At 47.5% G+C, this 13,312-nt stretch carries 10 protein-coding genes; 1 reads left to right on the forward strand and 9 read right to left on the reverse strand.

The features are described from left to right. Positions 1 to 140: 140 nt before the first annotated feature. The 3 genes from AB4Z50_RS26200 to nfsA form a co-directional block, all read right to left on the reverse strand. Entirely contained in the window at positions 141 to 1,115 is a 975-nt protein-coding gene (locus tag AB4Z50_RS26200) for an aldo/keto reductase family protein (RefSeq protein WP_441883623.1), read from the reverse strand. 82 nt (positions 1,116 to 1,197) lie between these two features. Next, positions 1,198 to 2,556 (reverse strand): LLM class flavin-dependent oxidoreductase, encoded by a 1,359-nt coding sequence (locus AB4Z50_RS26205; RefSeq protein WP_076269019.1) that lies wholly within the window; start codon positions 2,554 to 2,556, stop codon positions 1,198 to 1,200. 404 nt (positions 2,557 to 2,960) lie between these two features. Continuing rightward, positions 2,961 to 3,713, reverse strand: a complete 753-nt coding sequence (gene nfsA, locus AB4Z50_RS26210) for an oxygen-insensitive NADPH nitroreductase (protein ID WP_441883627.1) — start codon at positions 3,711 to 3,713, stop codon at positions 2,961 to 2,963. Positions 3,714 to 4,000: 287 nt separating this feature from the next. On the opposite strand from nfsA, the gene AB4Z50_RS26215 reads away from it, so the two are divergent. Then, entirely contained in the window at positions 4,001 to 5,125 is a 1,125-nt protein-coding gene (locus AB4Z50_RS26215; RefSeq protein ID WP_441883630.1) for an NAD(P)-binding domain-containing protein, read from the forward strand. Between the two features lie 137 nt (positions 5,126 to 5,262). On the opposite strand, the gene AB4Z50_RS26220 is transcribed toward AB4Z50_RS26215, so the two are convergent. From AB4Z50_RS26220 to AB4Z50_RS26245, 6 genes are all read right to left on the reverse strand, one after another. Further along, on the reverse strand, positions 5,263 to 6,648 hold the full coding sequence (locus AB4Z50_RS26220; RefSeq protein ID WP_441883633.1) for an ABC transporter substrate-binding protein: 1,386 nt from the start codon (positions 6,646 to 6,648) through the stop codon (positions 5,263 to 5,265). Between the two features lie 73 nt (positions 6,649 to 6,721). Continuing rightward, a complete protein-coding gene (locus tag AB4Z50_RS26225) occupies positions 6,722 to 8,044 on the reverse strand; it encodes an LLM class flavin-dependent oxidoreductase (protein ID WP_441883636.1) in 1,323 nt (440 codons plus the stop codon). 25 nt (positions 8,045 to 8,069) lie between these two features. Then, on the reverse strand, positions 8,070 to 9,440 hold the full coding sequence (locus AB4Z50_RS26230; RefSeq protein ID WP_441883639.1) for an ABC transporter substrate-binding protein: 1,371 nt from the start codon (positions 9,438 to 9,440) through the stop codon (positions 8,070 to 8,072). 28 nt (positions 9,441 to 9,468) lie between these two features. After that, positions 9,469 to 10,785: an LLM class flavin-dependent oxidoreductase gene (locus AB4Z50_RS26235; RefSeq protein WP_441883642.1), complete on the reverse strand. Its 1,317-nt coding sequence runs from the start codon at positions 10,783 to 10,785 to the stop codon at positions 9,469 to 9,471. Beyond that, positions 10,785 to 12,119 (reverse strand): LLM class flavin-dependent oxidoreductase, encoded by a 1,335-nt coding sequence (locus AB4Z50_RS26240; RefSeq protein WP_441883645.1) that lies wholly within the window; start codon positions 12,117 to 12,119, stop codon positions 10,785 to 10,787. Before AB4Z50_RS26240 ends, AB4Z50_RS26235 begins: the two co-directional genes overlap by 1 nt. A gap of 198 nt (positions 12,120 to 12,317) precedes the next feature. After that, positions 12,318 to 13,292 (reverse strand): carbohydrate ABC transporter permease, encoded by a 975-nt coding sequence (locus tag AB4Z50_RS26245; RefSeq protein WP_339204716.1) that lies wholly within the window; start codon positions 13,290 to 13,292, stop codon positions 12,318 to 12,320. Between the last annotated feature and the right edge of the window lie 20 nt (positions 13,293 to 13,312).

Below are 13,312 nucleotides of genomic sequence, written 5' to 3' on the forward strand. Positions count from 1 at the left end.
TCCTTCGTTAACGATATATCGTATTAATTTACATACTATACGATATATCGTTAACTGGCAATTACTTCTTACGATTTCATGACAAAGTCCAGTAACGAGATGCTCTTTACTGGACTTTACTCATTTTCGGCCAGAGATGATTAGAATGAACCTCGTGCAGATACAGGGCCGTTATCGATAACCGCTGCAATACGTTCTAGTGTCTCATGATCAAGTTCAATACCTGATGCCTTCACGTTTTCTTCGACCTGATCGGGACGGCTTGCACCAATCAAAGCGCTGGATACGTTCGGCTGGCGCAAAATCCATGCGAGCGACAGCTGACCCACTGTCAGCTCCAATTCGGATGCGATTTCCTTCAGCAGCTCAACCTTCGCCAGCTTTTCCTCCGTTATGCGGTTTTTAAAATTTTCTTGCTTCGCGGCTCGCGACTCATCGGGCACTTGTTGATCGGAAGAGTACTTCCCTGTGAGCAGCCCCTGCGCAAGCGGCGAGAACACGACCTGCCCAAAGCCCTTTTTAATGCCAAGCGGTATGATCTCCTTCTCGATGTAGCGCTCAAACAAATTATAGATAGGCTGATTCACGACAATACGATCTAATAAATATTTGTCTGCTATGGCGAACGCTTCGGTTATTTGAGYAGCCGTCCATTCGCTGACGCCGACATAATGCACCTTGCCTTGACGGACCAAATCCTCAAAGGCGCGCAGCGTTTCTTCAAGCGGCGTCTCCTGATCAAAGCGATGGCTGTAGAACACATCTACGTATTCAAGTCCAAGCCTCTTCAAGCTTGCATTTGCCGATTCGATCACATGTTTGCGAGAGAGCCCGCGATCATTCGGTCCATCGCCAATTTTTCCATAGACCTTGGTCGCCAGCACATAGGATTCACGGGGATAAGCACGCAGCGTTTCTCCGACTAYTTTCTCGGCTTCACCCTTCGCATACACATTAGCTGTATCAAAAAAATTAATGCCAAGATCATACGCCGTTTGAATCGACTTCACTGCATTTTCACGCTCGACATAACCGCCGTACGTCAGCCAGCTCCCGAGACTAATCTCACTAACCTTTAACCCGCTTGCTCCTAAGTTTCGATATTGAACCGCCATATGAACAACCTCCTCAAAATGTATACAAATGTTAGTTTTCTGCTGCGGCAGCGGAATGACAACTGCTGCCTCGTTATGGGAATCAGCCGTTTATCTTTTCTGCTTCTCTGCTTAAAGCCCATATCGCTTTATGTTTGTTTTCCGGCTTTTCCAGCCCTAAATTCTCGCGCAGCGTTTTGCCCTCATAGGCCGTTCGGAAGAGTCCGCGATTTTGCAGCTCAGGAATGACCTTATCGACAAACGTCTCCAACCCGCTGTAATAAATATGTGGTAAAATATTAAAGCCGTCCGCGCCGTTATTTCTAATCCAGCTTTCAATGAAATCAGCCGTTTGCAGTACAGAACCCGTAAACGATACATGACCATGACCGGCTGCGCTTCGAGCAAGAAATTGCCGAATCGTCATTTTGTCTCGTACCGCGGCATCCACCACCACCTCCTGCCGGCTTGTAATGCCTGTCGTTATCGTTCCGTATGGCTTTGCTTTATCGACTGGAACAAGACTATCAAGGGGGTATTCTGACAAGTCGACTGTAAAATAGTTGGAAAGCCGCTTTAACGCTTGCTTCGTATTCAGCAGTCCATTAAATTCATCCTCAATATCGCGGGCTTCTGCTTCCGTATCAGCCACAATCGGACTAAGCCCTGGCATAATGAGCAGCTGCTCCGGCGTCCTTCCATGCTTCTGCAATCTTCCCTTCACATCCGCATAAAACGCCTGGGCAGCACCTAATGTTTGCTGTGCCGTAAAAATAACATCCGCTGTTTTGGCAGCCAGCTCCTTGCCGTTTTCCGAGGAGCCCGCTTGCACTAGAACCGGATACCCCTGTGGAGGCCGAGGGATATTAAGCGGTCCTTTTACCGTGTGATATTTGCCCTTAAAGTTAATTTCGTACACTTTGCTTTTGTCCAATGAGACATCTGCGGCTCTGTCATAGATCAGCGCATCCTCTTCCCAGCTATCCCAAAGCTGCTTCGTCACCTCAACAAATTCATCGCCAATTTCGTAGCGCTTTTGCACGTCTGGGTGCTCCGTCTTATTAAAGTTTTCAGCATCATCTTGCGAATGCCCCGTTACGATATTCCAAGCAGCCCGCCCTTTGCTGATATGATCCAGCGAAGCGAATTTGCGCGCTACATGGTAAGGATCGTTATAGGTTGTACTGACGGTTGCGATAAGTCCAACATGCTTAGTCAGCGCAGCAAGCCCCGAGAGAAGTGTAAATGGCTCCAGTCTCCTGCCAAGTCCGGAATAGTTGTCGGCTGTAAACAACGAATCAAATAACCCTCTTTCCGCAATCTTTGCAATGTTCGCATAATACTCCAAATCCAAATCCTCCTTTGGATTCGAATCCGGGTGTTTCCACGCCGCAGAATGATGACCCGCTCCACGCAAAAACACGTTGAAATGCGCCTTCTTGTCCCGCTTAATCTCGCTCATTTGCCATCCCTCATTTTCGGTTCATTATGATAACACTCAAAGTTCAATGTTGCTGCTCAGGAATCGTTTCTTCACCACACTTTTCAGTGCCACTTGAGTACTTATAAGGAATTTCTCCTGTTCATTCAGCGGAATTCGAAGAAAAAAGAGAGTTAACAGGAATTTCTCCTGTTATTTTAGGCATTTACCGATAAAACCGCTTATTTCCGCCTATTTAAGAGGAACTTTTCCTGTTAAATGGCACCAATCTGATTAATTCTCAAAATTAGCTGGAGTTTTTCCCGTTAGATTAATAAACAAGATAAGAATCCAAATAAAATGAGTCTAACTAACAAAAAAGAGACTTAGCTTATCGTCAGCTAAATCTCCGGTGGTCCGGTCGTATTATATTTTATTAAATGGGGTCATTTCAGCTTGAACCCTTGACCTACAAGGAAGTCATGCAAATGATCACGCAGCCGATCTGACTTAAACCTTCTTAACATTTCACGAGACCACCTTGTTTCCTGCTCTCCACCTTTGCCCCCGCCTTTGCGCGTAGCATAATACTCCCGAGTGATCGAATCGTAAGCAATAATTTCATCCTCCAACCCGCTCTGCTTATACGTTTCTTGATGATAAACAGCTGCGAGCGGCAATCTTGGACGAAGATCAGGCTCTTGATCAGGGACGCCTACGCACATGCCAAACACCGGATAGACAAGCTCAGGCAGTTCAAGCAATTCAGTTATTTCTTGAGGATTATTGCGAATTCCACCGATATAAACGATACCATAACCAAGCGACTCCGCAGCGATTGCCGCATTTTGAGCAGCCAGAGTCGCGTCAATCGTTCCGAGCAGAAACAGCTCCACGTTCTGACGAAGCTCTACATCCTCATGCAGCCTTGCTGCCAATCTGACTTTATTTAGATCAGCACACCAGATGAGAAACACCGGACTTTCAACTATTTGCTGCTGATTGCCGGCAAGCTCCGCAAGCTTTCGTTTCCGCTCAGAGTCCTTTACAGCAATTACGCTGTAAGCTTGGATATTGGATGAGGTGGAGGCTGCTTGCCCTGCCAATATGATTTGTTCCAAATGATGCTCAGGAATGGGCGAGTCTTTATATTTGCGGATGGAGCGATGGTTTTTTAATAAAGCAATAACTTCGTTCATTGCTATACCTCCTCTACATGAATAAGTACTCTTGAAACAAAAAAACCGAAGACACAGATCAACTGTTGTCTCCGGTTTTCCGGTAGAACTATAATTCCGATTATTCAAACTGTTTTAGTGCGAAAAATGTACTGAAAATTTATCACGTAATAAATCTTTTGTCAATCATCATTGTTTATCACAATACGATCTATCGTACCTTTTAGAAAAAAGTGTATTGCAAAACATATTATTCTTAGTATAATACTCGGCATAAAATCAAAACAACTTAAATGGAGGTGAAATCTGTGGTTGATCTCATCATTATTGGCGCCGGCCCCTACGGAATTTCACTTGCCGCTCATGCAGTCGCAAGCCAAATGTCCTATGTCCTTCTGGGCAAACCTATGTTTTTCTGGAAGGAGCAAATGCCGCAAAATATGTTCATTCGCACCCATCCCCGCTACATCAGTCTCTCCGATAAGAATGATGAATTCACCATTGAACGATTCAGCTGCGAAACCGGCATAGAACTGCAGCCCCCCTTTCCTCGTCCTCATTTTGTTGATTATGCCTTATGGTTTGCCATACAAACCGATATCTCCTTCACTTCGGAGCACGTATCAGAGCTTCATTATTCATCCTCAGGCTTCAGCGTGATCACCCAGGAAGGTGAGCCATATCATGCCAAACATGTGGTCATAGCTACAGGTTTGCAGCATTATAGCTACATCCCTCCAGTACTAAGCTCGTTGCCGCCTCAGCTCATCTCCCACACCTTCGCTCATCGTGATTTTAAGCCCTACGCAAACAAGAAGGTAGCTGTTATCGGCAGCGGCCAAAGCGCTTGGGAAGCCGCCGCACTGCTTCATATGGCTGGAAGCGAGGTTGAGCTTTTGTTCCGGCGTGACGCCGTCCAGTATGCAAGCGAGGATAATGTCGAATCTGGCCAGAAGCTCATCGACTCCGCTGAACAGTTCTATCTACAGTCCGACCAGCTCAAGGCGGAGCGGCGAAATACACCGCGTCAAAGCAGTGTTGCTCCTTTCTTAAAGCCCTACGTAGAAGGGAAAGTGACGATGACTGGCGGCGCAGCCATTGCGCATGCAGAAGCTACGATTGATGGCAAGGTGCTGCTCCAGCTTGGAAACAATGAAACTCGCCTCGTCGATCATGTTATTGCCGCTACCGGCTACCAAATCAATCTAGACCAGGTGCCTTTTCTGCCGTCCCATGTGTTGCAGCTTATCGAGCGGGAGCCAAATTCTAATACAAAATTCCCTCTGCTAAGCGCTCAATTTGAAAGCAGCATACCTGGACTTTACTTTGCCGGCCCACTAGCGACCTTTACTCATGGTCCCGCTTTCGGCTTCGTTGCAGGCTTGCGCCAAGCATGCCGATCCATTATTCCTCATATCCAGCAGCATAGCTAATAAAAGCAGGGGCAAATGAATGCAACCTTCATTTGCTCCTTCGCTTTCCTTCCTTAACCCATTCCAATCCGCTTAAATGAACAGCACAAAACAAAGGGGCCGCATTTTACGCTGCACCTTTGCTCTGGCTCTCTAATCTACTTATCTCCTATTGTCGTTCGGAGCGTTTCAACGTCTTTGTTGATGGCCTCCGTTGCTTTGCGAATTGCAGAGTTCACATCCAACCCGTTGATGGCTAAATCCTCAGCTGCCTCTGTCAATCTTGTCGTTATTTCCAGTTCGTAGGGATGAACGTAATGCTCCTGCAGAGGCTCGCCAATAAACACGTTTTGCACCGTTTTACCCTGCAGCACTGGAATGTCCAGCCCATATTCCTTCTCCAGCTCTGGATTAATAACAGCCGGAACCCGGCCATTTCTAGATAAAATCCGCTGGCCCTCATCCGATAAAATTTCAGCAATGACTTGGAAAGCTTCATCCTTATGCTTGCTCTGGCTGTTCACCGAAAGCGAGTGAATTTGCGCCTCCCTAGTTTTGCCCAGCTGGTCGCTAAAGTTTGGTGCCGGAGCGAAATCCCAATTAAACTCAACGCCCTGCTGACGCAGCTCCTCCAGCGGACCAATCATATTCGCCAGCCAAGTTACCCGCATGCCGATAATTTGATCCTTCATAAATTGATCGCGTCCCCAGTTCCAAGTATGATCTGGCGTTACGTAACCAGGAATTTCAAAGATGCGCTTATTAAGCTCAAACACGCGCAGCCAGTCGGGCGTATCGAGTGCAGCATTTCCCGTGTCATGATCGACGTATGGCAGCCCTAGCCCTTTGGCTAGCCCCGTTAGGTTATCAACCGATAGACCGATATACTGCACGCCATTCTCCGTACGAGTCAGCTTTGCAGCAATATCCAGCACCTCATCCCAGGTCAGCTGTTTTTCTGTAGGATACGGAACACCAAACTTATCAAAAATATCTTTATTATAGTAGAGGATATGCTGATTGGAGTTAAACGGAATCGCATAGATTTCGCCTCCCTTGTCTTTCGTTATATCTTTGATGTAGTCATACAAAATCGGTTTGATCCGGCTCTCATCAAAATGATGGCGTTTAATAAGCTCTCTCAAATCCTCATAGGCGCCCGTTCGAATAATGCGCTGATGGGACGAAGAGGAGGAATAAATAATGTCTGGAACATGTGTGGAAAGCACTTCTTCATTTGTAGTTGTTGCCGCAGGCGTTATTCTTTCGATGGTTACATTTGGATATTTTTTCTTAATCGGGTCCGCGATGAGCGTATTAAATTCCACGTCTGGAAAAGTACCGCTCGTGCTGAAAAGGGTTAACGTGAGCGGCTCGTCGCCAAGCTTTTTGAAGTCCGCTTCTTCCGCTACGGCTGCGTTCGTTTCTTGCTGCTTATTTGCATTGCTCCCAGCCTTATTGGCCGGTGTATTATCCTTACTGGCACAAGCCCCCAATAAAGCAAACAACATTAAAATAACTACGCCTATCGTAAGTTTTTTCATGATTAAACTCTCTCTCCTCTATCATGAGGTACAGCTGTGTCGTTTAATAGCCAACAAGCTCTCACCTAGTCTTTTAAAGTACAGCTTTGCTCTCATAACGAATATTCGCCGGCCGCTTCAATCCAAGCTGCTCTCGCAAGCTCGTTCCCGAATATTCCGTCCGAAACAATCCGCGATTTTGCAGCTCTGGAATCACCTTATCTACAAATTGCGTAAGGCCGCTCGGGAAAATCTGTGGCATAACATTGAACCCATCAGCAGCGCCGTTAACAAACCAATTTTCAATCACATCTGCAAGCTGAAGAGGTGTACCTGTAAACGTAAAATGCCCTCTGGCTCCTGCTAGGCGATTAATCAATTGCTTCAGCGTTAACTGCTCATGGCGAACGAGATCCAGTATGAGCTGATGTCTGCTTTTGTTGCCATTAACCTCATCCGTTTCACGCACACCCTCCAAAGAAAGCGGCTCATCAAGCGGATACGCGGATAAATCAATGCCTAATCGCTCCGATAGCTGTTTAATTGCACCATCTTTATTTACATAATTGAATAATTCGCTCTCGATTTCTCTCGCTTCCTCCACCGTGTCTGCCAATATCGGGCTAATACCCGGCAAAATCTTCAGCTGGTCCGCCTCTCTTCCATACTTCGGCAGTCTTGCTTTTACATCCTTATAAAACTGCTGAGCACTTTCAATGCTTTGATGCGCGGTAAAAATAACTTCCGCTACCTTTGCCGCAAATTCCTTGCCGCTCTCCGAGGAACCCGCCTGCACCAGCACAGGATAACCCTGCGGCGGCCTTGCGATATTTAGAGGTCCCTTCACCGAATAATATTTCCCTTTAAAATCAATCGTATGGACTTTGTCCTTATGGACGCGAGTTCCTAACGTTTTATCATTAATGACCGCCTCATCCTCCCAGCTGTCCCACAGCTGCTTGGCGATTTCTACGAATTCATCTGCTTCCTCGTAACGCAGCGCATGATCGGGATGATCCTCCCTCCCGAAATTATGCGCGGCTGATCCAGCACCCGTAACGATATTCCAGCCCGCTCTGCCTTTGCTTATGTGGTCTAAAGAGGCAAACTTCCGCGCCACATGAAAAGGTTCATTATACGTAGTGCCAACCGTAGCAATTAAACCAATATGCTTCGTCCTGCTTGCCAGCGCAGCCAGCTCCGTGAATGGCTCGAGCTTATTGGAGCGTCCGATATAGCCATCAGCCAGAAATACGGAATCCATTAGTCCTCTTTCAGCCGTCTGAACGATTTGCAGCACATGCTCGAAATCAAGGTTGCGGCTCGGCTCCGCCTCCGGGAGCCGCCATGAAGCTTCATGGTGGCCGGTCCCGAACAAAAAGGCGTTGAGATTTAATTTGCGCTCCGATTCTCCCATATTTAATCCCCTCTCCATCGTCTGCTTATTGACCGATCGTCGTTTTTAAAGTCTCTACATCTTTATTGATCGCATCCGTTGCTTTGCGTATAGCCGAGTTAACATCTAAACCATGGATGGCAAGATCCTCAGCTGCTTCGGTAAGCCGTATCGTAATGCTCGATTCATAAGGATGAATGAAATGCTCTTGAATGGGCTTCCCAATAAAAACATTCTGAACGGTTTTGCCTTGTAGAACCGGTATTTCTAAGCCGTAATCCTTCTCCAGTTCCGGATTAATAATGGCTGGAACACGTCCATTCTTAGCAATGATCCGCTGCCCCTCATCCGATAAAATTTCCGCGATTACTTGAAACGCCTCATCTTGATGCGGGCTCTGGCTGTTGATCGCAATAGAATGGATTTGCGCTTCTCTTGTATTGCCCAGCTGATCGCTGAAGTTTGGTGCCGGCGCAATATCCCAGTTGAACTCCACACCCTGTTGGCGCAGCTCCTCAAGCGGACCAACCATATTGGCAAGCCAAGAAACCCGAATGGCAATGTTTTGATCCTTCATGAAATGGTCACGAGTCCAGTTCCATATGCCGTCCTGCGCTACATAACCCGGTATTTCAAAAATCTTCTTCTGCAGCTCGAAGACACGAAGCCATTCCGGCGTATCGAGCGCAGCCTGCCCCGTCTCGCGGTCCAAGTAAGGAATGCCCAGCGATTTACCCAAACCAGTTAAATTGTCTACAACAAGTCCGATATATTGAATGCCGTTTTCTGTTCTAGTCAGCTTCGTGCCAAGCTCGACCGCTTCGTCCCATGTCAACTGCTTCTCGGTTGGATATGGAACGCCGAATTTATCAAAAATATCTTTGTTATAATACAAAACATGCTGATTGATATTGAAAGGAAGCGCGAGAACCGCATCTCCTTTGCCCTTCGTTATGTCCTTGATATAGTCGTAGCCGATCGGTTTAAGGCGGCTCTCGTCAAAATGATGTTTTTTGATTAATTCTCTTAAATCCTGATATACACCCGTCCGAATAACGCGCTGCTGCACACTGCCAAATATAATGTCCGGCACATGTGTGGACAGCACTTCCTCCGGAGTTGTCGTCGCGGCTGGCGTAATTCGTTCAATAGTTACGTTCGGATACTTCGCATGAATGGGACCTGCAATCATCGCTTCGAATTCCACGTCCGTAAAGGTAGCGCCAGTGGAATAAAACGATAATTTTAGCGGCTCATCCCCAAGCTTCTTGAAATCAGCCGTTTCGGTCGCACTGTTCGTTGCATCCTTCTTACCTGATGCATCATTCTGCTTTGCAGGTGCGTTATTGTCTCCCCCGCATGCGGAGATCGATGCTGCAAGAACAAATATGACGATGATAACCCCTAGTTTCTTCATCCTATATCCTCTCATTTCTATTATTTATTTATATTTGCTGAAGATGGCGCGTATTGGCAGGACGCTGTAGCCCTAAGCTGTCACGAAGCGTCTTGCCTTCATATTCGGTACGGAATAATCCACGGTTTTGCAGCTCTGGAATGACCTTGTCTACAAAGGCCTCAAGTCCTGTAGGAAAGAGCTGCGGCAACACGTTGAAGCCATCAGCCGCATGGTTTTTAAACCATTTTTCAATAAAATCCGCCGTTTGAAGCACAGACCCGGTAAACGTGATATGCCCATGTCCTCCATTGCTGCGATAAAGAAGCTGGCGAATCGTAAAGCTTTCTCTGCGCGCCGCATCGATAATAACCTCCTGCCTGCTGCGAATGCCGTTGAACTCCTCAGCAGGTTTTGCTTTACACAGCGGCACCGGCGCATCCAGCGGATAATCATTCAAATTCACCGTGAATCGCTCCGATAAGCTATCAAGTGCACGCCTTGTATCTACAAAAGCATGCAGCTCTTCCTCGATCTCGCGCGCTTCCGCTTCCGTATCAGCCACAATCGGAGCGAGCCCTGGCAAAATAACGAGCTCATCAACCGTTCTCCCATATTTCGCTAAGCGTGATTTCACATCGTAGTAGAAGGCACGGCCTGCATCGAACGTTTGCTGCGCCGTAAAAATAACCTCCGCCGTTTTCGCTGCCAGCTCCTTGCCTTGCTCGGAGGAGCCTGCTTGCACGAGCACCGGATATCCTTGCGGCGGACGCGGAATATTGAGTGGTCCCTTCACCGAATAGGTATGTCCTTTGAAGTTGATCTCGTGCACCTTATTTGCATCCAGCAATTTACCAGCTTTCTTATCGAAAATAAGGGCATCGTCTTCCCAGCTGTCCCATAGCTGCTTCACCACTTCCACGAACTCCTCGCCCGTCTCGTAGCGCTGCGCATGCTCTGGATGTTCATCTCTGCTGAAGTTATGGGCAGCTGAGCCCGCACCCGTCACAATATTCCAGCCAGCTCTGCCGCCGCTTATATGATCCAGCGAGGCAAATTGCCTTGCAACATGGAACGGATCGTTATATACGGTCCCGACTGTTGCAATCAAGCCGATATGTTCCGTTACAGAAGCAAGTGCTGCGAGCAGCGTGAACGGCTCCAGCTTGCTGCCGCCGCCTGCATATCCGTCTGCTAAAAATACGGAATCCAGCTTGCCACGCTCAGCGATTCGAGCCAGCTGCCCTAAGTAATCAATATCCAGCTCCAAATCCGGACGCGCATCTGGATGCCGCCAAGCTCCCGCATGATGGCCTGTCGCTCTCAAAAAAACATTCAAATGAACCTTTCGACTCGCTTCACTCATTAGGAATGCACCTCTTCTTCCGTTTTTTTGGCCTGCCAGCTATTTGTAGGTCTCGCTAAACCTAGATTTCCGCGTAGCGTTTGCTCTTCATAGGAGGTACGGAACAATCCGCGATTTTGCAGCTCAGGGATAACTTTATCGACAAAGCGCTCCAGCCCGCTCGGATACACCTGTGGCATCACATTAAAGCCATCGGCCGCCCCATTCTTGAACCACTTTTCAATGACATCAGCCAGCTGCAGCGGTGTGCCCGTAAAAGTAAAATGCCCTCTTGCCCCTGCTAAGCGATTGATCAATTGTCGAAGCGTCGGCTGTTCGCGTTCTACTAAATCCAAAATAAGCTGGTGACGACTCTTCATGCCGCTTACCTGATCTGTCGTTTGTGCGCCATCCAGATTGACAAGGTCATCAAGCGAATGATTAGACAAATCAACGCCTAAGCGACCCGATAACCGCTTAATCGCCCCTTCATGATCGATAAGCGCAAACAGCTCATTTTCCAAATCCTGCGCCTCTGCCTCTGTATCCGCCAATATCGGACTAATTCCAGGCAATATTTTCAGCTGATCCGTCGTCCTGCCATACTTCGCCAAACGTGACTTCACGTCTTTATAAAAAGCTGCTGCCTCCTCGAAGGTTAGTTGAGCAGTGAAAATAACCTCCGCCAGCTTAGCGGCAAATTCCTTGCCCGTCTCAGATGAGCCCGCTTGAACAAGTACAGGATAACCTTGTGGCGGCCGCGCGATATTCAGCGGTCCCTTTACTTTGAAATACTTCCCAGCATAATCAATCGTATGAACCTTGGCTTCATCGATCAGGATGCCGCTGATCTTGTCATTTGGCAGCGCGTCATCCTCCCAGCTGTCCCACAGCTGCTTGACGATCTCTACAAATTCCTCCGCTGATTCATAACGATCATGATGCTCCGGATGCTGTTCCCTGCTGAACTGCTCTGCAGCAGGTCCCGCTCCCGTCACGATATTCCAGCCTGCGCGCCCCTTGCTAATATGGTCTAAGGAAGCAAACTTCCTTGCGATATGAAACGGTTGATTATAGGTCGTTTCTACCGTTGCAATTAAGCCGATATGTTTGGTTGCTGCTGCTAATGCTGACAGCATGGTGAACGGTTCAAGCGATCCCGATCCCGCCCAGTAGCCATCCGCCAGAAATACAGAATCGAGCAAGCCGCGTTCGGCAATTTGAGTCAGCTTCAAGTAGTGCTTAATATCAACGCCTCGCTCCGGCTGCGTATCCGCATGCCGCCACGATGCTTCATGATGGCCTGATGCGGCCAGAAACGCATTAAGATTTAGTTTTCTCTCCGATCCACTCATCGCACGACTCCCCTTAAGTCATTTTCGAATGAAATACCGTTGTTCAATTCCCAAAAAAAATAGCCAGAGCTGCCCTAAGGCAATCTCCGGCTATCCGGTCGATCATTTCCAATTAAATCAATTGGTTTTATAAGGATTATAGTAAGTGCTAAGAATTTATCATCTCAACTTCGTAATGTCAACGTTTTTTTTGATTTACTATTCTACCAATCCTGTCCGTTCTACCCCTTCAATGAACCACCGCTGAGCGAACAAATACACGACAAGCAGCGGCATAATAATTAGGAAAGAGGCCGCCATCTTGATCGCTTCGGCATAAACGGTAATCTCCCCCGCCCCTTCTGCAAGCTTCATCTCGCCAGCCATTCTTGCCAGCGTAATGGAGAGAGGTACGTTCTCCGCAGTAAACATAAAGAGTGACGGAAAGTAAAAATCATTCCAGTTCCAAACGAAGGAAAATAGTACGACCACAACGGTAGCCGACCTCGACAGCGGAAACATGACACGAAAGAACAGGCGGAAAGGGCCTGCTCCGTCCATACGCGCAGCCTCATCCAGCTCTTTGGGCAGTGTGGAATAGAAGGATCGATAGATGATAACGAACATTGCTCCTTTCAAGCCATGGCCAAATAAAGCGGGGACAACCATCGGCAAAAACGTGTTCAGCCAGCCGAACTCTTTAAAGAGCATGATCGATGGCAAAATCGTAATTTGCGGCGGCATAATAAACGTAAACAACAGCAGAGCTCCCCATACTTTTTTGAAGGGGAACTCCAGCCTTGCGAACGCATAACCGGCAATTGCACAGGAGAATACCTGCAGCACCGCTACGGAAGAAGCCAGCGAGACGCTGATGAGGAAACTCTTCGTGTAATTCAGCATTTCACTCGCCTGCTGCAGATGCCCCAAAAATATGGACCGCGGCACCCAAATAACGGTTGGGTCAAGAATGTTTCTCGCATCCTTAACCATCGTCGTCACCATGTATAGAATCGGCTTCATATAGATGAAGGCGACATTAATCAGAATAATATAAACAAACAGCTTGAAGAGAATGCCCTTATCAATTTCTGCTCCAAGCAGCCGATACCTGAGACCAATCAAGCTTCTTCGCAGCTTTTCATCGCTATATAGATTAGCCGCAATCTCATTTCCTTTTTTCACAATTTTCATGAACGCTCACCTCTCTTTCC

It is taken from the genome of Paenibacillus sp. 2TAB26, from assembly GCF_052115145.1.
Classification (GTDB): Bacteria; Bacillota; Bacilli; order Paenibacillales; family Paenibacillaceae; genus Pristimantibacillus.